The organism is Candidatus Thioglobus sp. NP1 (assembly GCF_003326015.1).
Classification (GTDB): Bacteria; Pseudomonadota; Gammaproteobacteria; order PS1; family Pseudothioglobaceae; genus Pseudothioglobus; species Pseudothioglobus singularis_A.
In genome coordinates this window covers 1,198,906-1,222,427 of record NZ_CP023860.1, presented here as the reverse complement: position 1 = coordinate 1,222,427, position 23,522 = coordinate 1,198,906, and the positions used below count along the sequence as shown (strand labels likewise).

The 23,522-nt window shown below is 35.2% G+C and carries 18 protein-coding genes; 13 read left to right on the top strand and 5 right to left on the bottom strand.

What is annotated here, in order from left to right:
* The first annotated feature begins 125 nt into the window (after window positions 1-125).
* The 9 genes from CRN91_RS06280 to CRN91_RS06240 all read left to right on the top strand — a co-directional run bounded on the left by CRN91_RS06280 (window position 126) and on the right by CRN91_RS06240 (window position 10,358).
* A complete protein-coding gene (locus CRN91_RS06280; RefSeq protein ID WP_114115585.1) occupies window positions 126-1,712 on the top strand; it encodes an ABC-F family ATPase in 1,587 nt (528 codons plus the stop codon).
* A gap of 106 nt (window positions 1,713-1,818) precedes the next feature.
* On the top strand, window positions 1,819-2,421 hold the full coding sequence (locus CRN91_RS06275; RefSeq protein WP_114115584.1) for a riboflavin synthase: 603 nt from the start codon (window positions 1,819-1,821) through the stop codon (window positions 2,419-2,421).
* A 46-nt stretch (window positions 2,422-2,467) separates the two neighbouring features.
* Window positions 2,468-3,541 carry a 3,4-dihydroxy-2-butanone-4-phosphate synthase gene (gene ribB, locus CRN91_RS06270; protein ID WP_114115583.1) on the top strand — a complete coding sequence of 358 codons (1,074 nt, stop codon included), beginning with the start codon at window positions 2,468-2,470 and terminating at the stop codon, window positions 3,539-3,541.
* Between the two features lie 5 nt (window positions 3,542-3,546).
* A complete protein-coding gene (gene ribE / locus CRN91_RS06265; RefSeq protein WP_114115582.1) occupies window positions 3,547-4,008 on the top strand; it encodes a 6,7-dimethyl-8-ribityllumazine synthase in 462 nt (153 codons plus the stop codon).
* Window positions 4,005-4,415: a transcription antitermination factor NusB gene (gene nusB / locus CRN91_RS06260; RefSeq protein WP_114115581.1), complete on the top strand. Its 411-nt coding sequence runs from the start codon at window positions 4,005-4,007 to the stop codon at window positions 4,413-4,415. The genes ribE and nusB overlap by 4 nt, the downstream gene beginning before the upstream one ends.
* Window positions 4,416-4,669: 254 nt before the next feature.
* Window positions 4,670-5,665, top strand: a complete 996-nt coding sequence (locus CRN91_RS06255) for a taurine ABC transporter substrate-binding protein (protein WP_114115580.1) — start codon at window positions 4,670-4,672, stop codon at window positions 5,663-5,665.
* A 110-nt stretch (window positions 5,666-5,775) separates the two neighbouring features.
* On the top strand, window positions 5,776-6,579 hold the full coding sequence (locus CRN91_RS06250; RefSeq protein ID WP_114115579.1) for an ABC transporter ATP-binding protein: 804 nt from the start codon (window positions 5,776-5,778) through the stop codon (window positions 6,577-6,579).
* The gene (locus CRN91_RS06245; RefSeq protein ID WP_114115578.1) at window positions 6,579-7,847 is read left to right on the top strand and encodes an ABC transporter permease; all 1,269 of its coding nucleotides are present in this window, start codon (window positions 6,579-6,581) and stop codon (window positions 7,845-7,847) included. Before CRN91_RS06250 ends, CRN91_RS06245 begins: the two co-directional genes overlap by 1 nt.
* Before the next feature lie 42 nt (window positions 7,848-7,889).
* Complete coding sequence (locus CRN91_RS06240; protein ID WP_114115577.1) at window positions 7,890-10,358, top strand: GcvT family protein; 2,469 nt, start codon at window positions 7,890-7,892, stop codon at window positions 10,356-10,358.
* 62 nt (window positions 10,359-10,420) lie between these two features.
* On the opposite strand, the gene CRN91_RS06235 is transcribed toward CRN91_RS06240, so the two are convergent.
* Both CRN91_RS06235 and CRN91_RS06230 read right to left on the bottom strand, forming a co-directional pair.
* Window positions 10,421-12,502 carry a hypothetical protein gene (locus tag CRN91_RS06235; protein ID WP_114115576.1) on the bottom strand — a complete coding sequence of 694 codons (2,082 nt, stop codon included), beginning with the start codon at window positions 12,500-12,502 and terminating at the stop codon, window positions 10,421-10,423.
* A gap of 19 nt (window positions 12,503-12,521) precedes the next feature.
* Window positions 12,522-13,997, bottom strand: a complete 1,476-nt coding sequence (locus CRN91_RS06230; protein ID WP_114115575.1) for a MocR-like pyridoxine biosynthesis transcription factor PdxR — start codon at window positions 13,995-13,997, stop codon at window positions 12,522-12,524.
* A 141-nt stretch (window positions 13,998-14,138) separates the two neighbouring features.
* On the opposite strand from CRN91_RS06230, the gene CRN91_RS06225 reads away from it, so the two are divergent.
* From CRN91_RS06225 to CRN91_RS06210, 4 genes are all read left to right on the top strand, one after another.
* Window positions 14,139-15,485 (top strand): omega-aminotransferase AptA, encoded by a 1,347-nt coding sequence (locus CRN91_RS06225; protein ID WP_114115574.1) that lies wholly within the window; start codon window positions 14,139-14,141, stop codon window positions 15,483-15,485.
* A gap of 37 nt (window positions 15,486-15,522) precedes the next feature.
* A complete protein-coding gene (ald, locus tag CRN91_RS06220; RefSeq protein ID WP_114115573.1) occupies window positions 15,523-16,641 on the top strand; it encodes an alanine dehydrogenase in 1,119 nt (372 codons plus the stop codon).
* 23 nt (window positions 16,642-16,664) lie between these two features.
* Window positions 16,665-18,440 carry a sulfoacetaldehyde acetyltransferase gene (gene xsc / locus CRN91_RS06215; protein WP_114115572.1) on the top strand — a complete coding sequence of 592 codons (1,776 nt, stop codon included), beginning with the start codon at window positions 16,665-16,667 and terminating at the stop codon, window positions 18,438-18,440.
* Window positions 18,441-18,501: 61 nt separating this feature from the next.
* Entirely contained in the window at window positions 18,502-19,056 is a 555-nt protein-coding gene (locus CRN91_RS06210) for a DUF924 family protein (RefSeq protein ID WP_114115571.1), read from the top strand.
* Here CRN91_RS06210 and CRN91_RS06205 read toward each other — a convergent pair.
* Genes CRN91_RS06205 through aceK form a run of 3 tightly spaced genes read right to left on the bottom strand, consistent with a single transcriptional unit; the run spans window position 19,053 to window position 23,462 of the window.
* Window positions 19,053-21,191, bottom strand: coding sequence for a malate synthase G (locus tag CRN91_RS06205; RefSeq protein WP_114115570.1), 2,139 nt, complete (start codon window positions 21,189-21,191; stop codon window positions 19,053-19,055). The two genes, CRN91_RS06210 and CRN91_RS06205, sit on opposite strands and share 4 nt — an antisense overlap.
* Window positions 21,188-21,670, bottom strand: coding sequence for a ribonuclease E activity regulator RraA (gene rraA, locus CRN91_RS06200; protein ID WP_114115569.1), 483 nt, complete (start codon window positions 21,668-21,670; stop codon window positions 21,188-21,190). Before rraA ends, CRN91_RS06205 begins: the two co-directional genes overlap by 4 nt.
* Complete coding sequence (gene aceK, locus CRN91_RS06195; RefSeq protein ID WP_114115568.1) at window positions 21,663-23,462, bottom strand: bifunctional isocitrate dehydrogenase kinase/phosphatase; 1,800 nt, start codon at window positions 23,460-23,462, stop codon at window positions 21,663-21,665. Before aceK ends, rraA begins: the two co-directional genes overlap by 8 nt.
* Window positions 23,463-23,522: the final 60 nt, after the last annotated feature.

Sequence of the window (23,522 nt, the reverse complement as noted above, 5' to 3'; positions counted from 1 at the left end):
TCGCATCTTGATTATATTTTATACTTAATATTTATTAGTTTTACTTGATATCAAGAAGCATAAAAACTAAGCTACTTGGAAGTCAATATGGGATAATATTTTATTTTAAAAATTAAGACAAAACTATGATTTCTCTTGCTAATATAACTATGCAATTTGGTGAAAAACCCCTTTTTGAAAATATCTCTGTTAAGTTTCAAAATGGAAATCGTTACGGTTTAATCGGTGCTAACGGTTGTGGAAAGTCTACTTTGATGAAAATTATGACAGGAGAGTTGAAGCCTTCTAATGGCTCTGTTATGGTTGGTGAGGGTCAAAGGCTTGGTATTCTGTCACAAGACCAGTTTGCATTTGAAGACTATAGAGTTGTAGATGCTGTAATAATGGGTCATAAGGCATTATGGAAGATAAAAGAAGAGAGAGATCGTATTTATGGTCTAGCTGAAATGTCTGAAGATGATGGTATTAAAGTTGCAGAGCTTGAAATGGAGTTTGCTGAAATGGATGGTTACTCTGCAGAATCTTCAGCTAGCGAATTATTATTAGGCCTTGATATCCCCTTAGATCAGCATTACGGATTGATGAGTGAAATTGCTCCAGGTTGGAAATTAAGAGTTTTGCTAGCTCAAGCTTTATTTTCAGATCCAGATGTGCTTTTGCTTGATGAGCCTACAAATAACTTAGATATTAATTCAATTCGCTGGCTTGAGGGTGTTTTGAGTTCTAGAAAATCAACGATGGTGATTATTTCTCATGACCGGCATTTCTTAAATGGTGTCTGCACTCATATGGCAGATCTTGATTATGGGGCTTTAAATGTCTTTCCTGGAAGCTATGATGATTTTATGATTGCAGCAACAGCCATTCAAGAAAGGATGCGTGCAGATAACGCTAAAAAGGAAGAAAAAATTAAAGATTTGAAGCATTTTGTATCTAGATTCTCAGCTAATGCATCGAAGTCAAAACAAGCAACTTCTCGTCTTAAGCAGCTTGATAAAATTGAGCTAGATGATATTAAACCTTCATCTCGTATCAGTCCATATATCATTTTTAATCAAAATAAAGAGTTATTTAGGAATATCTTAGAGGTTCAAAATCTCAGCAAAAGTTTTGATAAAGAGCAAGTTCTTAATGATATTAACTTAATAATTGAGAAAGGCCAAAGAGTTGCTATTATTGGTCAAAATGGAATTGGTAAAACAACCTTACTTAAGACTTTACTTGGTGAATTTGATGCTGATGGTGGAAAAACAAAATGGAGTGAAAATGCCAATATTGGCTACTATGCACAAGATAATAGTAAAGAATTTGAAGAAGAAATGAATGTTTTAGATTGGATGACTCAATATAAAAATGAAAAAGATGATATTCAGGCAATGAGATCTGTCTTGGGAAAGATGCTTTTTGGTAAAGAAGATGTTAAAAAGTCTGTTAAGTCTCTCTCTGGTGGTGAAAAAGGAAGAATGATATTTGGAAGATTAATGCTTCAAAAGCCAAATATTTTGTTAATGGATGAACCAACAAACCATTTGGATATGGAGTCAATAGAAGCATTGAATCTAGCTCTTGATAACTATGAGGGTACATTGATATTCGTTAGCCATGATAGGGAGTTTGTTTCTTCCCTATCTACAAAGGTAATAGAGCTTAAAGAGGATGGTGCGCACTATTATTCTGGTAATTATGAAGATTACTTATTAACCCAAGTTTGAATTTAACTAATGGCTAGCATGAAATCTATTGATTACATTAACTTGCATTAAGTGGTTAAATAACTTAATGATTATATTCAAACAAAATTAAAACTAAATTTTATAAATGTTTACAGGAATAATTCAATCTAAAGGAAGCGTAAAAGATTTACACGTATCTGAAAAAGGTATTATTTTGGAAATAAATTCAAATAGCCTGGACCTTTCAGACTGTTCAATTGGAGATAGTATTGCTGTTAATGGGGTTTGCTTAACTGTTACTAAACTTAAAGTAAATTCTTTTATTTCTGATGTCTCCCAAGAAACATTAAACTGCACTACTTTTTCAGAGTTAAAAAAAGGACAAAATGTTAACTTAGAAAAATCTTTGCGACTTAACCAAGGAATTGATGGACATATAGTAAGTGGTCATATTGATGGGGTAGGGGAGTTAATCTCGTTAAGGAAGGAAGGAGTTAGTAATCGCTTAAAAATTAAGGTCAAAAATGATCTTACAAAGTATATTGCTAAGAAGGGGGCAATTTGCATTAATGGTGTGAGCTTAACTGTGAATGAAGTTAAGAATAATATTTTTGATGTAAATATAATTCCTCACACCTGGTCAGAGACAACCTTTGATGATTTGACTGAAAACTCAATGGTCAACATAGAGATAGATATAATTGCCAGGCATATTGAGCAATTAATTAGCCATAGATCTTCTGAGTGAGTTAAAGTCTTTAGCTATAACTTAATTATTAAAAAAATAAATATTTATGAAAGCGTCAATTGAAGCAATTCTAGAGGATTATAAAAAAGGCAAGATGATCATTCTTATGGATGATGAGGGTCGAGAAAACGAAGGCGATTTATTAATTGCTGCTGAAAAGGTTACCAAAGAAGATATTAATTTTATGGCAACTCATGGCCGTGGTTTAATCTGTTTAACTTTGACTCAAGAGCGTTGCCAGCAGTTGAGCCTTCCTTTGATGGTTTCTCAGAATAGTGATCTTCATTCTACAAACTTTACTGTATCTATTGAGGCAGCATCTGGAGTTACTACTGGAATTTCAGCCTCTGATAGAGCTAAAACTATTTTAGATGCAGTTGCTAAAAATGCAAAACCAATTGATATAGTTCAACCAGGGCATGTCTTTCCATTAATGGCTCAACAGGGGGGTGTTTTAATCCGTGCAGGGCATACTGAAGCTGGATGTGACTTAGCTCGTTTAGCTGGCTTTGAGCCAGCCTCTGTAATCGTAGAAATTCTCAATGATGATGGCTCAATGGCTAGAAGTTCTGATTTAGAAAAATTTGGAAAAAAACATAAAATTAAGGTTGGAAATATTGCCGACCTAATTCACTATAGGGTCGAAAACGAAAAGACAGTTGAAAGAATAAGCCAGAGACCTTTTGAAACTAAATATGGTAAATTTAGGCTTTATTCATACCTTGATACAATTCATAATGATATTCATATTGCTTTAGTTAAGGGTGTATTGAATGAATCTAATGAGCCTCATGTTAGAGTTCATATGGAAAATATTTTTAGGGATGTATTAAATGAGGTTCAGAATGGTTTTAGCATCAATAGTGCACTTGAAATGATTTCTGATGTGGAGAATGGAGTTTTTTTACTTTTACGTAAACAAGATAATCAGGCTATCCTTGAGAACATTAATAATAAGGCTGACATCAACTATGATGATGGAAAAACCTTTGGAATTGGTGCTCAAATACTTTCAGACTTGGGAGTAAGAACTATGAAGTCACTGGGCAAACCAAGAAAATGGCCTGGCTTAGAGGGATTTGGCATAACCATTTCTGAATATATAAATATAAAGGAGTAATTTAATTGAAAACTATTGAAGGTGATTTAACTATCAATAACAAAAAGTTTGCGCTTGTTGCAGCTCGTTTCAATTCATTCGTAGTTGATCATTTAATTAGTGGTGCTAAAGAATTATTATTAAAGCATGGGGCTGATGAAACGGATATTGATCTTTTATATGTACCTGGTGCTTTTGAGATACCCTTAGCTCTTAAAAAGGCTGCTATGACTGGAAAATATGATGGAATAGTCGCATTGGGAGCCGTTATAAGGGGAGGAACACCACATTTTGAATTCGTAGCTGGCGAATGTGTGAAAGGTATTTCTAGAGTTTCATTAGAATCAGAAATTCCAATTGCTTTTGGTGTTTTAACCGTTGATACGGTTGAGCAGGCTATTGCAAGATCAGGTGCTAACTCTGAGAATAAAGGTGCTGAAGCAGCTGAGTGCACTATTAGAATGATAAATTTACTTGAAGAGCTGTGACTCCAAAACAACGTTCGCGTGCCAGAGTAGTTCAAGCTTTATACCAGTGGCTAACCTCTGGTGGAGAAATTACTCAAATTGAGCAACAATTTCTAAATCAAAAAGAAGGCAAAATATCTAAAGCGTTCTTTTCAAACCTGATTCTAAATATTCCTAAAAACATTTCATTACTTGATGAGATTATTGAGCCATCATTAAATAGGGATCTCAATGAGCTAGGACCAACTGAACGAGCTGTTTTATATTTAGGGGTCTATGAGTTAAAGTTTCAGTTAGAGGTGCCCTATAAAGTCGTGATTAATGAGGCAGTTGAACTAACTAAACTTTATGGTGCTGATGGTGCTTATAAGTTAATAAATACTTCTCTTGATAAGATATCTCAAGAACTTAGATCTTCTGAGATATAAAAAATAATCTCTAAAAAAAAATATTTTTTTATCATTATAAAAATCTATTTAATTGAGTTTATTTCAATTAAGCATTATATTAAATTAAACTGATTTTATCAAAATGAGATATTTCATTTTTTTTTCATGGTAATATCTCATTTCAGTTTCAAAAATTTAAATGTAATTTTAAAAAATCAGTTTTTAATTAACTGTTTTTTTTAAAACGTTTTTTTAACTGTTTTGAAGTTTAATGTCTATATAAAGGAGAAATAATGAAAAGTATTTATAAAAAAATTGGAGCAACGCTTGTCAGTGCTATCGCTACTGTAAACGTTATGGCTCTAGATGAGTTAAATGTTGCTTATTTTGAAGAATGGCCAATGCCGTTTGAATATGCAAAGCAAATTGGTGCGTATGATGAAGCTTTAGGTATGAAAGTCAACTGGAAAGCTTTCGGTACTGGTACTGCAATGTCAGCAGCAATGGCTTCTGGAGATATTCATATTTCAGTTAGTCAAGGTGTTCCACCATTTATCGTTGCCGCTTCTACAGGCCAAGATATACAAATTGTTGACGTAGCAGTAAGCTATGCTGACAACGATAACTGTGTTGTAGCTTCAGGTCTTGAAATTGATGCAAGTAATGCATCAGAATTAGCTGGTAAGAAAGTTTCTGTTCCTTTAGGAACTGCTGCTCACTTTGGATTCTTAAAGCAGATGGCTCATTTTGGTGTTTCTGTTGACTCAATGCAAGTAGTTGATATGGCTCCACCAGAAGGTTCAGCTGCCTTAGCACAAGGAAGTATTGATATGTTCTGTGGATGGGGTGGATCATTACGTCGTGCATTAGATCATGGTAATGTTCTTTTAACAGGTGCAGAAAAGACTGCTCTAGGTATCCTTGTTTGGGACGTAACATCAGTTCCAGCAGGTTTTGCTGATGAAAATGCTGAAGTACTTCAGACATTCTTAGGTGTTACTGCTGCTGCAAATGCAATGTGGAACTCAGGTGGATTCCATTCACTAATGATTCCTCATATTGCTAAAGATGCTGGTATGGATGAAGCGGCAACTGCTGAAACAATGTCTACATTCGTTTTCCCTTCAGTTAGTTCACAATTAGGTGATAGCTGGCTTGGTGGTTCTGGCGAAGCTTTCCTTAAAGGTGTAGCAGATGTATTTGTTGAGGCTGGAAGCATTCCAAGTGCTCGTGGTTCATACACAAATGCAATCAATACTGATGGTCTTAATGGATTAGCAGCTCAATAAATACTATTTTATTAGACTTATTAAAAAGTTTAATAAGAAGGTATTAGTTAGACTTAAGGTGGCGCACATAGTGTGCCACCTTTTTAATGAAAAAAAAATCGGAGTTAAGTTTGAAAGGTTTATCAATTGAAAATATCTCAATGCGCTTTGACTTGAAGAATGGCTCCTCAGTTCAAGCTCTAAAAGATGTTTCATTAGAAATAGAAGAAGGTCAAATTATTACAGTACTCGGTCCATCAGGATGTGGGAAAACAACTTTATTAAATATCATTGCTGGTTTTTTAGCTCCAACAGAAGGCAAAGTTATACTTAATGAAAATACTGTCCAGGGTCCAGGTGCAGAGCGAGGTATGGTATTTCAACAAGGGGCATTATTTGAATGGATGAATGTTCGAGAGAATGTTGCTTTTGGTCCACGAATGAAAGGAATGCCAAAATCAGAACAAAATGAAAAAGTTAAACATTTATTAGATGTGGTTGGTCTTGCTGAATTTGAGGATAAGGCAGTATATGAATTATCTGGAGGTATGCAGCAAAGAGTTGCTCTGGCCAGGTGTCTTGCAAATGAACCTGATGTTATTTTAATGGACGAGCCTTTAGGTGCATTAGACGCCTTGACTCGTGAAAAAATGCAGGGTTTAGTTTTAAAGCTTTGGAAGGAAACAGGAAAAACTATAGTATTGATTACTCACTCAGTTGAAGAGGCGGTTCTTCTTGGGGAAAGATTATTGGTTCTAGCGCCAAGACCAGGTAGGGTTTATAAAGAATACAAACTACCATTCGCAGAAATGGGAGTCAATATGGATCTGCGTGAGGTCAAAAAATCAGAAGGTTATACAGAAACACGTGATGAAATTCTATCCATTATTTGGGAAATGGAAGAAGAAATTATGGGTAGGATGGACGAAAATTAATGACTATATTAATTATCTATATTATTATTTTCATAGCTGCTTTTTATATTGTTAAAGTAGTTGGTTCAATGACAAAGCCACGAGATGATTTTACGAGTCTTAAGACTGTAACATTTGGTGACGAGAGTGCTGTTACACCAAATAGAGCAGCCTCAATAATTTCAATAATAGCAATATTTGCTATTTGGGGATCATTTACAGGTTCTAAGTTAACTCCAATCCATGTTCCTGGGCCATTTATTGGTGAATTTTCTTTTGAGTACACAGCAATGAACGCTTCAGGTGAGACTGATGATGCAAATGTTACTGTAACGGTCTATGATGTTCAGACTGGAGAAATACCTGATAAATTAGATATTGAGCCAGGATTAGGTTTTGCACTTAATGATACTGCTCAAATTATTACATACAGAAGTGCCTTAATTAAAGTACAGAAAAATGATTTAGGTGGTAAAGATAAAAAATACAAAGTTATTGCTATAAATGGAGAGCCTATTTCACCTAGTAGTGAACTCTTTATTGATAATGCCCGCGTTTATATGACCGCTAAAGGAACTTTGAGTCTTACTCCATATAAAGGCTGGCAGATGCAGCCAGTATGGCTACCTTCCCCAGAAGCTGTCTGGTCAAGGCTAACAAAGATTGCCTCAGAAGGGTATAAAAATTTCAGTTTATTTGAGCATTTAGGCTGGTCACTCCTTAGAGTTGTTGTTGGTTTTTTCGCTGGCGCTCTAATAGGTATACCTTTAGGATACGCAATGGGCCTTTCTGGCTGGTTTCGTGGATGGTTTGATCCTATTGTAGAATTTATGAGACCAGTACCTCCACTTGCTCTAATTCCATTAGTTATTATTTGGTTTGGTATTGGTGAACAAGGAAAGATTATTTTACTATTCTTAGCTTCGCTTTGGATTATGACTATTTCTGCTAGAGCCGGAGTTTCAGGGGTGAATATTGCAAAAATTCATGCCGCATATTCACTAGGCGCCTCTAAGTGGCAAATTATGAGGCTTGTTATTGTTCCAAACAGTTTGCCTGAAATATTTACAGGTGCAAGAGTCTCTATGGGGGTTTGTTGGGGCACAGTAGTAGCAGCTGAACTTGTAGCGGCTCAGAAAGGTGCTGGAATGATGATTATCACCGCCTCAAAGTTCCAGATGACCGACCTTGTAATAATGGGAATTGTACTGATTGGTGTTATTGGTTATGCAATCGATATTCTTATGAGAATTTCAGAAAATTATCTTGTACCATGGAAGGGAAAATAGCTTTATAATTCTGTTTTTTCCTTCTTTATTTAAGGTTAGCCCATGTCAGTAATATTACCTAAAAATGCTCAAGCTGTAATTATTGGTGGAGGAGTAGTAGGTTGCTCAGTTGCTTATCATCTCGCAAAACTTGGTTACACAGATGTAGTTCTTCTGGAGCGTAAAAAGCTAACATCTGGAACCACATGGCATGCAGCAGGACTTGTAGGGCAGATGCGCTCCTCGCTTAATCTTACTCAAATGGTTAAATACTCTGGAAACCTTTACGAAACATTAGAAGCTGAAACAGGAATGGCTACTGGTTATCGCCGAACTGGCTCTATAAGCCTTGCAACTAACCAAGAAAGGTTAACTGAATACAAGCGCAACGCATCACTTGCTAAAGTTCATGGAGTTGATGTCCAGATATTAACTACTGATGAGTTAAGGGATAAGATTGATCTTTTTAAGCTTGATGATGTTGTTGGTGGGGCGTGGATTCCTAAGGATGGCAAGGCTGATCCAGCAAACGTAGCCATGGCTCTTGCTAAAGGAGCTAAAAATAATGGTGCTAAGATTTTTGAAGACGTTAAGGTTACTGGAATACTTAAAAAAGATGGAAAAGCTGTAGGAGTTCAAACTGAGTATGGTGACATACAATCTGATGCTGTAGTAAACTGCGGTGGAATGTGGGCAAGAGAGGTTGGCAAAATGGCTGGTGTTTCAGTCCCTCTTCATGCTTGTGAGCACTTTTACTTCCTAACTTCAGCCGTTCCAAATATGGGAGATATGCCCGTAGTAAGAGTTCCAGATGAGTCGGCATATTATAAAGAGGATGCTGGAAAAATACTTGTTGGGCTATTTGAGCCAAACGCAAAACCATGGGCGCAAAATGGAATACCAGAAGATTTTTGTTTTGACCAAATACAAGATGATTTAGATCACTGTATGCCTTATCTAGAGCTTGCAATGAACCGTGTGCCAGTTATGGAGAGTTTAGGAATTGAGACTCTATTTAATGGACCTGAAAGTTTTACTCCAGACGATAATTTTCAAATAGGAGAGTCGCCTGAATTAGGTAATTTCTTTGTAGCGGCTGGATTTAATTCCATTGGAATTCAGGCTGCAGGTGGAGCTGGTAAGTATTTAGCTGAATGGATTGAAGGAAAAGAACCTCCCTGTGATTTATGGGATGTAGATATACGAAGAAATGAGCCATTTCAAAATAATAAAATTTACTTAGCAAATAGAGTTACTGAAACTTTAGGCTATCTTTATGAAAATCATTTTCCATACCATCAATACGAAACAGCACGAGGATTAAGAAAAACTCCTTTGTATGAGTTTTTCAAAGAGCGTGGTGCTTGTTTTGGTGAGGTTGCTGGCTGGGAGAGGCCTAATTGGTTTGTTCCAAAGGATTTGATTGGAAAGGTTGAGGCTAAGTATGAATATTCCTGGGGAAGGCAAAATTGGTTTGATTTTCATAGATTAGAGCAGCAAGCAATCAGAGAGACTGTTGGTATGTATGAAATGTCGTCATATGCAAAAATTCGAGTCAAAGGTTCTGATGCTATGGACTTTATGCAGATGATCTGTGCAAATGATGTTGATGTTGATGTCGGTAAAATGGTTTATACGCAGTGGCTTAATCGGAAAGGCGGTATTGAAGCTGACGTAACAGTTACTCGTCTTGAAGTTGATGATTATTTAATAGTCAGTGGCACAATGTGTTTGAATCGAGATATGCATTGGCTTAAAAAGAATTTGCCTGAAGGGGCCAATTGTTCACTATTTGATGCAACTAGTGCTGAGGGCTGTATCGCCATTATGGGGCCAAATTCGAGAGATTTACTACAATCTCTTACAGATACTGATATGAGTAACGAAAGCTTCCCTTTTGCAAATGTTCGCAATATTGAGGTTGGTATGGCAAATGTACGTGCACACCGAATAACATATGTTGGTGAATTAGGCTGGGAGTTATACTTTCCAATTGAGTTTTCAAGTTATGTAGCTGAGCTAATTGATTCAAAAGGTGAGGAGTTTTCTTTAAGACAGATTGGGATGCATACTGTTGATAGTTGTCGAATTGAAAAAGCATATAGACACTTTGGACATGACATTACTGATGAAGATCACGTCATTGATGCAGGACTTGGGTTCGCAGTTAAAGTCGATAAGAATCCTTCAAAATTTGGTAATTTCATAGGATATGAGTCTGTTATTAAAAAAAAGGCTTCTGGCTATGAAATGCGGGTAATGCAATTTCTACTTAGTAATCCTGGGTCTATGCTCTACCATAATGAGCCTATCTTAAAAAATGGTGAGATTGTAGGTCATTTAACAAGTGGCACCTATAGCCATACGTTAGGAGGTGCAGTTGGTCTTGGTTATGTTACATGTCTGCCTAATGAGAGTCATGAGGATATTTTAAATGCTGAATATACCATTGAGGTTGAGGGTGTGATTGAAAAAGCTAATGCATCTTTAAAACCAATGTATGACCCTTTAAATAGCAAAATTAGAAATTAGGCTTAATAATAGTATTATAAAAATAAGTATTTGTTTCACATATATCAAAAAGATTTTCTTAATCAGTAAACATTAATTATATTAGGCTTGTATTCACCATTTGGTATTTTGGTAGGAAATATAAAATCATAATTATTCAATAATTCATATGCTAAGATATCCTTTTTCTTAAGATCAAATCTATTGCAGATATTCCATTCATCATTTGGCGAACATTTGTCAGTGTAGGATAAATTAAGAGCATTAATATTAGCCATCAAAATCCAGTAAAAATATTCATGCGCTTGACATTCATAACTGCAACCCTTGTCATTATAGGTGTACCAGGCACTTTTTGGGTATTTTGACGGAACCTCTTCAAACTTACCACCCCGAGCTTTATCCATTGCTTTATGAAGCATAGATTCCTTATTGCCAAAATATTTTGGATAAACTTCATACCATCCTGCAGAAACAACGTGCCATACCTCTTCTAGATTTGTATCCCATTGACCAGTTTTTTGAATACCACCTATGGCCCACTGGTCTTCATCATAATACATACTTGCAGCCATACCAATATTATCTTCACAATAGCTACCTCTTGCATTTTCCCAAAAATTTTCTCTATCACTAACACTCCAAACTGGCACAATATAGTTATTATTTGAAAGATAAGATACAACTCTAGGATCATCTGGCAGACCGTTCTCATCATTATCTAAATATTGTGCTAATACTCCAGCAGTATGCATAACTTTGTACATAGGTGCTCCAGGTGAGCCCACAACATAAACCCCATATACTTCGACAAATTTATCAAAGCTTCCTCTCATACATTCCCAGCTACTTAAGTTTTTTGATTCTTTACCCTTAAGTATATTACTAGTTAGTTTAGCCTCACCATTATTTGTCTGTTTAGCCTCATCATTATTTGAGTGCTTATCCAATAGAACTTTACCATCTTTCGCATATGGCATACATTTTCCGATTATATTATTTTCTTCTTTCCATTTTGTACAATCTATAAAGGCATCATTTTTATTAATACCTACTCCATATTCGCATCTGCCATCCTCACCTTCTACTATAAATAAATACCCTCTAGAATTAAACTCACTTTTATTTAGCTCTAAATAATCTTTCCAAAACCCTTTGATTTGGCGATTACATGTTTCTTCAATATTTAAGTTGATTTCTTGATTGAGGCTTATATTTTCATTAATATTTAAGTTTATTTCTTGATTGAGGTTTATATTTTGGTCACAGTTATAATCTTCAATTTTATTAGTCAAATCTTGATTATTAGTCTTTCCATTTGTTGGAAAAATTGATAGAAGACTTTTTAAATCAGGTGGGCTTAAGATTTTTTCAACATAGCATTTATACATTCTATGTCCAAGTGGAAGCTTTTCAGAAATTTCTTTACGATTACCAATTCTAAACTCATCATTTGGGATTCCTATGAAATCTCCTAGGCCCCACTCAACAGCAATTAACCAATATGCAAACTCTGTTGTAATAGCCTTATTAAAACCATCCTCATCGCCTCTATCAAGAATCTCTTTATAGCCTGAAATATTAAAAATTCCTTTATCAATTGCTTCTTGTGTAGCGAGGTTAATCATGGAAGAGGGGTTTCTCCAATCCCAATCTGAGTATTGAATTGAAAAAGCTACATTAGTTATAGTATGGAGTAAGTGTTCAATAACTTCAGTTATTTGCTCTGATTTTATATTTTCTCGCCTGTATTCCCAAATATAGTCAGTAATATTCTCTCTGAAAGGACCATTCTCAACTATCCTTGATTGAGGTAAGTTGTTAAAACTAGTATTAAATTTTTTTTCATAATAATCTGTTCCTTCTAGGCCAATTCTTTGATAAACATAGTTATTTTTAGTAATTTTTAAATATTCACCCCTCATTTCTGGATCTATTTGACTATTAGTTTTTAACATTAGTAGATACGTTTTTGCTACATTTTTTAGAAACTTATTAGAAACTTCATCTAATGAATATAGTCTTAAATTCTGAACATCAATGTATCTTACAAAAGGATCAGACTGCTGATCTTCATAAATATTTAGATTTGATTCATCAGCTCCTATAAAAGATATACCCATGAGGCTAGAAACTAATAAAAATTTTAAGAGTAATTTTTTCATATAAATTTTTAAAGATACTTTAATGCATCATCGCTTTAATTTCTTTTACGATAATATCTATACCTTTATTTATCTTATTAGTATCAATAGCAGAATATCCAAGGTGTAAATAATTTGCTGGTGACTTTTTCTCTGCAAAAGATGCATTACCAGGTCTGACAGCAACCCCTTTTTCTAGAAGTTTTTGACAAAGTTTTTCAGTATCAATTGATTCTGGAATCTTGACCCAAAAAGTTGAGCCACCAAGGGTGGGAGTGGCAGATAGAAGGGGTTCCTGATTAATTTTTTCATTAATTAACCCCCACCTTTCTTTGTTAGTTTTTTGGATTTTTGTAAACATATTATGATAATGACCTAGTCCAATAAATAAAGCAACTGAGCGTTGATTATTTGCTGGTATATGTCTTATCATTAACCGCCTTAGAGCTCTTGCTTCTTTAACAAAACTTTCTGGTGCAACCATATATCCTAACCTAAGGCCTGGTGCAAATGCTTTTGAAAAGCTTCCAACATAGATAACATTGTTATCTTTATCAAGACTTTTCAAAGATGGGTTGGGTTTTCTTAAAAAATTGACCTCTGCTTCATAGTCATCTTCAATAATTACCATTTGATTTTCTTTAGCAATAGCTAGAAGTTTATTTCTTCTATCCATACTCATAGTTACTCCTGTTGGATATTGATGACTTGGAGTCGTAAAAATAATATCAATTTCAGGTTTAATTTCATCAACAATAATCCCATCTTGATCTATTCCAATGGGAACAATATTGTCAGTTCGAAAACTAAAAATATTTCTTACATCAGGATATCCAGGGTTTTCCATACCAATAACTGTCCCTTGTTTTGCCAAAAGACTGGCAATAATATAGATTGCATTCTGACTACCTGAGGTAATCAAAATTTGATCTTTATTAGCCCAAATACCTCTTTTAGGAAGAACTTTAGATTGAATTTGCTTTATTAATGAGGGATCATCTTTATCAACATGATCAATATTCCATTTTTGTATTTCAGGAAGAGTTGAAGAGTGTCTAACCACTTCCCGCCACTCATAATAAGGAATAAGGCTTTTATCTAACTGCCCAATTGTAAAAGAATATGGAAGACTTTGCCAATTCTCAGGATTACGAATATTAGTTTTAATAGATGGTTTTTTTGTAATTAAGCTATCAAGCCACACTGGTGTAGTAATGTTTTTAAGTTGATCCTCGCTGCTATCTGTAAAATTTTCATAGAATTGCTCATTTACGAAGTAACCTCTTCTTTCTTGAGGAGTAATATAACCATCAAATTCAAGCTCTTTATAGGCCGCTAATACAGTATTTCTTGCTACATTAAGGGCTTTAGCAAGATTCCTTGATGATGGTAATGGTTCATTTGGTCCAATCAAACCATTTGTTATTGCATCAATTAATTGTTGACGGATTTGCAACTGAAGCGTACGAGGCTTATCATGCCTTAGGGAAAAAAATTGATTCCACATTTCGTTCATTTTGCTGGCCTATTAATTGTAAGTTTGCTGGTTCTATATATATCTTAATTTAGGACTACTTATATTTTACAATTCATTCTTGTGAATTGCTGGCAATTTATAAAAAAATTGGCTGTATCTAACTATATATAGGAGTAAAAAATGAAATCAGGTAATACATCATTAATCCCTAATTCATTCAATGAACATTGGATGCCATTTACATCTAATAGAGATTTCAAAGCTAACCCTAGGTTAATTTCAGAGGCAAAGGGGATGTATTTGAAAACTCATCATGGAAAAACCCAAATTGACGCTAGTTCTGGTCTTTTTTGTAATCCTCTTGGACATGGTAGAAGAGAAATTACCGAGGCTGTAACAAAACAATTAGAAACTTTAGATTACGCTCAGCCTTTTCAGCAAGGTTGGAGTGGATCATTTGACTTAGCGACTAAAATTTCGAAGCATACGCCTGGTAACTTAAACAAAATGTTTTTTACGATTTGTGGTTCTACAGCTGTAGAGACAGCAATTAAAATTGCTATTGCTTATCACCGAGCAAAAGGTAATGCTGAGAGATTCAGATTTGTTGGTAGAGAAAGAAGCTATCACGGAATGAATATTGGTTGTATTTCAGTTGGTGGTATGGTTAATAACGTTAAAACATTTGCAAGTATTCTTATGCCTGGAGTCCAACATATTAGCCACACTCATCTTCCTGAGCATAAGTTTATTAGTGGACAGCCAGAAACTGGAGATTATTTAGCTAATGATTTAGAGGCTATATGCGCAAATTTTGGTGGGGAAAATATCGCTGCTTGTATTGTTGAGCCTATTGCAGGATCAACTGGCACCTTGGTTCCACCAAAAGGTTATTTGGAAAAATTAAGGGCGATTTGTGATGAACACGGAATTCTTCTAATTTTTGATGAAGTCATTACGGGCTGGGGAAGAACAGGATCTAAATTTGCTGCAGATGAATTTGGGGTTACTCCAGATATTATGACTATGGCAAAAGCCACTACTAATGGCGTTGTTCCAATGGGTGTGGTTGCATGCAGTGATTCAATCTATGACGCGGTAATGGATGCATCAGCAGAGGGAGCTGTTGAATTATTTCATGGTTACACCTATTCTGCTGCACCAGTGGCGGTTGCTGCTGCTCTTGCTGTTCAAGATATTTTTGAAAAAGATGATATTTTTAATAGAGCAAAAAATTTATCCCCTTATTTCCAAAAAGGCCTATTTTCACTGCAAGATTTGGAGTCAGTAGAGAATATTAGAGGTTATGGGATGATGGGTGGTATAGACATGAAATTAAATACTAAACCTGGAAAAGCTGGACTTGAATGCTTTAAAGCATGCTATGAGGCTGGCGTCAACTTTAAGGCTACAGGAGACTGTTTAATTATTGCCCCTCAATTTATCTGTGAAGAAAAACATATTGATGAAATCATTGATAAGTTAAGGACAGGTATTACTAACTATCAAAATAGTCAAAAAAGCTAAACTATAAATTTGAAAAATTAATAAAGGAAAAAATAAAATGATAATTGGAGTTCCAAAAGAAATTAAAAACCATGAATATAGAGTTGGCCTTACACCAAGAAGTGTAAAGGAGTTTGTAAGTCACGGTCATAAGGTCCTAGTTCAAACCAATGCAGGTATTGGAATTGGTGCAAGTGACGATGAGTATTCAAATAGTGGTGCTGAGATAATGACAACAGCAAAAGAGGTTTTCGATAACTCTGAAATGATTGTTAAAGTAAAGGAACCTCAGGCTGAAGAAATTGCAATGTTAAGAGAGGGTCAAATTCTTTACACATATCTTCATCTTGCTCCAGATCCTGAACAAACAAAAGGACTGGTAGAAAGTGGTGCGATTTGTATTGCTTATGAGACGGTTACATCTCCAAGGGGTGGACTGCCTTTATTAGCACCAATGTCAAAAGTTGCTGGAAGAATGGCTGTTCAAGCAGGTGCGCATTTTTTAGAACAACCAAATGGTGGAATGGGAGCGCTTCTTGGAGGTGTTCCAGGAGTTGATCCATTAAATGTAGTTATTTTGGGTGGAGGTGTTGTTGGTGCTCATGCTGCACATATGGCAGTTGGTATGGGAGCAGATGTGTGGGTCCTAGATAATAATCCTGATACCCTTGAGCAACATTGGCAACAATTTGGTCGTAGTACAAATACTGTATTCTCAACCAAAAGTTCAGTTGAGGAGTATGTATTACAAGCTGATTTGGTTATTGGTGGAGTATTGATTCCAGGAGCAGAGGCACCAAAACTAGTTTCAATAGAGATGATAAAAGCTATGAAGCCAGGTTCAGTTATTGTTGATGTTGCAATCGATCAGGGTGGGTGCTTTGAAACGTCTAAAGCTACAACTCATGCTGAACCAACTTATGTCGTTGATGATGTAGTTCATTATTGCGTTGCTAATATGCCTGGAGGCGTTCCAAAAACATCAACTTACGCTCTAAATAATGTTACTTTACCGTTTGGTCTAAGTATTGCAAATAAAGGAGTTAAGCAAGCCTTATTGGATGACGAGCATCTAAGAGCTGGATTAAATGTACATAGTGGCAAAGTAACATGCCAAGAAGTAGCTCAAGACTTAGGCTATGATTATGTTCCCGCTTTAGATATGCTTAATAAATAATATTAAATAGGAGAGTAGAAAAAATGGCAAAAATGACTTCGAGTGAGGCTTTTGTTGAAACAATGGCTGCTAATGATGTAACAGATATCTTTGGTATCATGGGTTCTGCATTTATGGATGCAATGGATATCTTTGAACCTGCTGGTATAAGGTTTATACCTGTAGTCCATGAACAAGGTGCTGCACATATGGCAGATGGCTACTCAAGAGTAAGCGGTCGACATGGTGTCGTAATTGGTCAAAATGGACCTGGTATATCTAACTGCGTAACTGCTATTGCAGCTGCATATTGGGCTCATAGTCCAGTAGTTATTGTCACACCAGAAGCAGGCACAATGGGTATGGGATTAGGTGGTTTTCAAGAAGCTAATCAACTACCAATGTTTCAAGAATTTACAAAATATCAAGGACATGTTGTCAACCCAATGAGGATGGCAGAATTTACAGGTCGATGCTTTGATAGAGCAATGAGTGAAATGGCCCCTACTCAACTTAATATTCCAAGAGATTATTTTTATGCGGATGGTGAATTCACTATTCCTACTCCCCGACGCATTGATCGCGGTTCAGGTGGTGAGGATACATTAAATGAAGCAGTTGCTTTAATTGCTAAAGCCAAATTTCCAGTAATTGTTTCTGGGGGTGGAGTTGTTATGGCTGATGGTGTGCAAGAGTGCGCAGCATTAGCTGAGCGTCTTGGTGCTCCAGTTGTTAATAGTTACCTTCATAACGATTCCTTTCCTGCAAGTCATGATCTATGGTGTGGTCCTTTAGGCTACCAAGGATCAAAGGCTGCAATGAAATTAATATCTAAAGCAGATGTTGTAATTGCTCTTGGAACTCGTTTAGGTCCTTTTGGTACATTACCGCAACATGGCATGGACTACTGGCCAAAAGATGCTCAAATTATTCAAATCGATGCAGATCATAAGATGCTTGGTCTTGTTAAACCAATAAATGTTGGTATTTGTGGAGATGCAAAAGCGGTAGCAGAGGTACTATGTGAAAAATTAGCATCTACAACCTTAAACTGTGATTCATCTAAAGCAGACAGAGCAACTACTATTGCTGATGAAAAAGCTGTTTGGGAGTTAGAGCTTGATGAATGGATTCATGAAACTGATTCATATAGTATGGATATGCTTGCGGATAAAGAAGAAGGGTGGCTTCATCCTAGGCAGGTTCTGCGTGAGCTTGAAAAAGCAATGCCGGAAGATGTAATGGTTTCCACTGACATTGGTAATATTAATTCAGTTGCTAATAGTTATCTTCGTTTTGAAAAGCCTCGAAGCTTCTTTGCTGCAATGAGTTTTGGAAATTGTGGCTACGCATTCCCTACAATTATTGGTGCTAAAGCTGCTGCACAACATAGACCTGCAGTTTCTTATGCTGGTGATGGTGCTTGGGCAATGAGTATGGTGGAAACGATGACATGTGTTCGCCATGATATTCCTGTTACAGCAGTTGTATTTCATAATCGCCATTGGGGTGCTGAAAAGAAAAACCAAGTGGATTTTTATGACAGACGCTTTGTTGCGGCTGAGCTTACTGACCAGCACTTTGTTAATATTGCAGAGTCGATGGGTGCTGAAGGAATTCGTGTCGATAAATTAGAAGATGTTGGGCCTGCCTTGAAAAAAGCTATTGACATGCAAATGAATGAGAGAAAAACAACAGTTATTGAAATAATGTGTACTCGAGAACTGGGTGATCCATTTAGAAAGGATGCCTTGAGTAAGCCAGTTCGTCATTTAGATAAGTATAAAGATTATGATGTAAATGCTTCAAAGCATAGATAAGAAAAGTTAAATTCTTCAGAGTGGTATTATTCTGTTCTGAAGAATTTTTTTATAATACTTTATGAATAATAAGTCTATAACACCTGACGATATTCTTGAATATTGGTTTTCTGAAAAAAGCAAGCAATATTGGTTTGCTTCGACCCTAGAAATAGATAATGAAATCAGGGAAAAATATGAAGATATTTGGGACAGAGCGGCTTCTGGTGAGCTAAATGATTGGCAAGATAGTGCAGAGGGTTCATTAGCGCTTATAATCATTTTTGATCAGTTTCCCTTAAATATGTTTAGAGGCTATGCTAAAGCCTTTAAAACAGAAAGTATGGGTATTGAGGTGGCATTGAATGCTATCAATAATGGATTTGATGAAGAGCTTAGTAATGAGGTTGAGCAACTCTTTCTTTTTATGCCACTTATGCATAGTGAAAATTTAGACCATCAAAATCTACAAGTCTATCTTTTTGAAAAATATAACTTTAATTTAGATTTTTCTGTTCACCACCGCAATATTGTTAAAAAGTTTGGTCGATTCCCTCATAGGAATGAAATCTTAGGACGAATGAGTACTATGGAGGAATTAGACTATCTCCTTTCAGATGGTTCTTTTAGAGGCTAAGATTCTAGAAACTTCCGTCTGTATTTTATTAAAATTTCTTCTGTATAGCCATTAGGTTGAGTCATTCCTTCAAATGCTAAAGCAAGGGATGCTTGATAGGCAAAGCTATCATATTTGGGTGCAAGAGGAATGTAATTTCTATCATGCTTATTTTGATCATCCACAACTAAAGCCATGTCTTGAAAAGCTTTATTAACCTGTTCTTTTGAGCATATTTTATGATGAAGCCAGTTGGCCATATGTTGTGAGGAAATTCTGAGTGTAGCCCTATCTTCCATAAGGCCAATATGATTTATATCTTGAACTTTAGAGCAACCAATTCCATTATTAATCCACTTTACAACGTAACCTAAAATACTTTGAGCATTATTATTAATCTCATGAATAATTTTATCTTCTGACATTTGTTCTGGAAGCTTTAGAAAAGGTATGACAAGGAGATCGTCTTGATTAACCTCTTGTGGCTTTAAAAGAAACTCCTTTTGACATTTAAAAACATCAAAACGATGATAATGAGTCGCATGAAGTGTTGCAGCAGTTGGTGAAGGAACCCAGGAGCAATTTGCACCTGCCTCTAGGTGAACCATTTTAGAATCAAGCATCTCACGCATTTGATCAGGTTGAGCCCACATTCCTTTACCTATTTGTGCTTTTTTAAATAGACCACAATTAAGCCCAGTATTAACATTATTAGGTTCATAGGCTGAATACCATGCCTCCTCTTTTATGAGATTTTTACATCTCATTGCACCAGCCATCATTGAGGTGTGAATTTCATCCCCAGTTCGGTCTAAGAATCCAGTGTTGATAAAAATAATACGATTTTTTGCTTCATGAATGCATGACATTAAGTTTATAGAGGTTCTCCTCTCTTCATCCATTACACCAATTTTTAAAGTATTTTCCTTTAATGAGAGAGCCTTCTCTACAAGGGAAAATAATTTCATAGTAAATCTTACCTCTTCAGGTCCATGAAGTTTTGGCTTTACAATATAAAAACTGCCTTTCTTTGAATTACCCTTAATCTTTAAATCATGAAGTGCAATTAAAGAAGTAATCATTGCATCCAGAATACCTTCGGGAACCGAAGTACCATCTTTATTAGTTACAAGTTGGCTAAACATATGAATACCCACATTACGAACTAAAGTAAGACTTGTTCCTGAGAGGCAAAATATTTTGCCACTAGAGTCTTTGTATCTTTTATCTGGATTCAAAGATCGAGTTAAGGTTTCACCACCCTTGATAAATTCAGTATTTAAGTCTCCCTTCATTAAACCAAGATAATTTCTGTAGGCATGAATCTTTTCATCATCAGAAACTGTAGATGCTGAGTCCTCAAAATCAACAATCGTGGTAATTGCAGACTCTAATATAACATCAAAAATTCCACTTTTATGTAGGCTTTTTTCCTGATCACAAACTATTTCAATATGAAGATTATTATTCTTGAGTAAGATACTTCCATCTTCACCTAATCCTCTATATTGTTCAGGATTAATTAGTGAAGTTACCTCCCCATCATTTAAATTAAAAATTAGAGCTCCAGTGTATTTAACTTGTGATGTTATCTGTCTATAAGACGCACTCTTTAGAGGGGCTATCTCATCAAGAAAGTCACATGCAAGTTCTGCTGTTTTATTTACTCTGTGAAGGTTATGGGCAAACGAGGTGCTCATACTACCTTTATTTGGGATTACATTTGTACCATATAATGAGTCAAATAGGCTTCCCCATCTAGCATTTACAGCATTAAGAACAAACCTTTGATTCGTTATTGGAACAACTAATTGGGGTCCAGCAATTTGAGAAATTTCAGGATCAACATCATCAACCTTGATTGAAAATTTTTCAGGCTTTGAAGTAATGTATCCAATGTCAGTTAGAAAGGCTTTGTAAGCAGCAGGGTTAATGCGTTTATTTTCAATATGCCATTTATCAATCTGAGATTGAAAATCATCTCGCTTTTTTAGTAAATCAATATTATCTTTTTGTAGTTCATTTATAACATCTGATAGTGACTTAAAAAATTCTATTGCTTTAATATCTAGACCATTACAAGCCTCTTTATCAATGAAATCAAATAGGGAGCTTTCAACACATATATTAGAAAAATTATGTTTACCTTTACTCATAAATCTACCTTAGTTTTAGTAATAATTACACCGTCTTCGTCGGCGTATAAATATTGATTTGGTATAAATTTTACATTTGAAAAACTAACAATTACATTATTTTTCCCAACACCTTTTTTGATGCTTTTACGTGGGAAGGTTCCAAGAGCTCTAATTCCTATTGACATTTTATTTATTATTGCTGAATCTCTAATAGCTCCATTAACAATAATTCCTTGCCACTCATTTTGAATTGCATCAGCTATCCTCTTATCACCTAATATTGCACAATTCATTGAACCACCTGCATCTATAACTAGTACTGAGCCATTTCCACTGGTTTTAAGAGCCTCTTCAACAAGAGAGTTATCTTCAAAGCATTCAATGGTAACAATTCGACCTGAAAAGCTAATTTTTGAGCCATAGCTTTTAAACATGGAATCCAAATACTGAACCTCTGGATAAAGCCTATCTGATATATCACTAGTTGATCTAGTCATTGGTTTCACCATAAATTTCACACATACGCTTCTCTGAGCCATATGGGTAGTAATCCATAACGCCATTTTCCTGAATTTTTTCTTGAATAGAGATCCAATAATCTGCATCAAGAAGCTTCTTATATTGGTTATTAAAGGTTTTTTTCATAAATTTATTTGGCAGCATAAAGTATTTGAACTCTTCTGGAAAAACATCATTTTGGCCAACATAATACCAAGGCTCAGAAGCCATTTCTTCTTCATAAGATCTTGATTTAGGAATTTTTTTAAATACTGGAGTACTCATTAATGTTATCTCATCATAATCATAAAAAACCACTCTATTTTGACGAGTTACCCCAAAGTTTTTAGTCAGCATATCACCCGGAAATATATTTGAATTAATTAGTTCATCAATTGCTTTTCCATAGTCTTGAATAATATGAGCTTGTTGTTCTTTATTAGCTGTCTCAAGGTACATGTTAAGAGGTGTCATTTTATTTTCTATGTACATGTGTTTAATAATCAGAAGGTCACCCTCAATCTCTATATTTGATTCAGCCTTTTTCTTTAATTCGGTTAAGAGGGCATCATCAATGTCTTTAATAGGAAAGGCAACATTTGAAAATTCCCAAGTATCAGCCAGTCTGCCAACCCTTACATGATTTTTAACAAAGTAGTATCGGTCCTTGACCATCTCTTTTGTACCCATTTTAGGTGGGGCAAATTTATCATTAATAATTTTAAAAACATAAGGGTACATTGGGAATGTAAAAACCGACATGACCATGCCTTTGATGCCTGGTGCAATGATTAGTTTTTCACTAGTAACTTTTGAGTACTTTAAGAAATGTCTATAGAGAAGGGTTTTTCCTTGTTTGTGAAGTCCTATAGCGCTATATAGAACAGCTCTAGTTTTTCCTGGAAGAAGTTCTTTTAGAAACTCAACGATAGCTGACGGATAGTCAGTAGTGATAAAGAAGTAAGATCTTGAAAAACTAAAGACAATTGATATACTACCTCGATCAGTTAAAAGGCTATCAACATAAAGGCCTTTTTTATCATCATTTAATAAAGCAATTAAGATGGGCGTGTCTGAGTGAAGTTGTGAAACGATTTTTCCAGCAATGTAGGCACATTTACCCCTTATAAAAGGAGTACTAATTACTTGAATTTCAAAGACCTCAGAACTTAATCTAGGTATTTGCATAAATAACTGTTCTTCAAGTCGCTTAATATCCTCATCAAGATTGCCAAGTTGACAATTAAAGCTATAGCTATGAAGAATGCTTTTGAAAGCGTTTTTAAGTTGCTTATCTTCTACAAAGTAGCTGTCAATTACAGGTTCGTCCATATCAATATAATTGAGTGAGACACATGGTTTCGTAAAAATAAATTGATTGTTATAGAAGCTTCTTGAAAAAATCCTACAAAAAACTGAATTATAAAAAGTTTCCGCAAGCTCTGGCTGCCTATGGTCAGTAATAAGCTCAATATACATAAGTTTCGTTTTCTTCCAGAATTCTGAATCAAATTTTTCTATATGGGTTGGTTCGTTATATTCATCCTTTGCACCATAAAGAGTTTTCTTTTTTAGCTCAGAAGAAAGGTTTTTACAAAAAACATCTACCTGTTCATCATAGAAATTGAGTCTTAACTTTGAGTCACTCTCTATCTTCATCCATTCTTTTTCTTCGAAGCATCTTTTTGCTTCAATTGAGGCACTTTTAATATTTTGATAGTGCTGCTCGAAACCACTAAGAATTTTCTTGGCAATCATAGATGAGGTTTTTTGAGATGTGTTATTTGCCATAAGAATAAATTAACTAAGAAAACCAGCCTTAAAAGGCTAGTTATATATTTTTTAGCAGTT

Coding starts and splice junctions, on each gene's coding strand:
- CRN91_RS06205 (WP_114115570.1), bottom strand. CDS start 21,191: ATGAGTAAAGGTAAACATAATTTTTCTAATATATGTGTTGAAAGCTCC.
- CRN91_RS06245 (WP_114115578.1), top strand. CDS start 6,579: ATGACTATATTAATTATCTATATTATTATTTTCATAGCTGCTTTTTAT.
- CRN91_RS06230 (WP_114115575.1), bottom strand. CDS start 13,997: ATGAACGAAATGTGGAATCAATTTTTTTCCCTAAGGCATGATAAGCCT.
- aceK (WP_114115568.1), bottom strand. CDS start 23,462: ATGGCAAATAACACATCTCAAAAAACCTCATCTATGATTGCCAAGAAA.
- xsc (WP_114115572.1), top strand. CDS start 16,665: ATGGCAAAAATGACTTCGAGTGAGGCTTTTGTTGAAACAATGGCTGCT.
- CRN91_RS06275 (WP_114115584.1), top strand. CDS start 1,819: ATGTTTACAGGAATAATTCAATCTAAAGGAAGCGTAAAAGATTTACAC.
- CRN91_RS06225 (WP_114115574.1), top strand. CDS start 14,139: ATGAAATCAGGTAATACATCATTAATCCCTAATTCATTCAATGAACAT.
- CRN91_RS06235 (WP_114115576.1), bottom strand. CDS start 12,502: ATGAAAAAATTACTCTTAAAATTTTTATTAGTTTCTAGCCTCATGGGT.
- CRN91_RS06240 (WP_114115577.1), top strand. CDS start 7,890: ATGTCAGTAATATTACCTAAAAATGCTCAAGCTGTAATTATTGGTGGA.
- ribB (WP_114115583.1), top strand. CDS start 2,468: ATGAAAGCGTCAATTGAAGCAATTCTAGAGGATTATAAAAAAGGCAAG.
- CRN91_RS06280 (WP_114115585.1), top strand. CDS start 126: ATGATTTCTCTTGCTAATATAACTATGCAATTTGGTGAAAAACCCCTT.
- CRN91_RS06210 (WP_114115571.1), top strand. CDS start 18,502: ATGAATAATAAGTCTATAACACCTGACGATATTCTTGAATATTGGTTT.
- rraA (WP_114115569.1), bottom strand. CDS start 21,670: ATGACTAGATCAACTAGTGATATATCAGATAGGCTTTATCCAGAGGTT.
- ald (WP_114115573.1), top strand. CDS start 15,523: ATGATAATTGGAGTTCCAAAAGAAATTAAAAACCATGAATATAGAGTT.
- CRN91_RS06255 (WP_114115580.1), top strand. CDS start 4,670: ATGAAAAGTATTTATAAAAAAATTGGAGCAACGCTTGTCAGTGCTATC.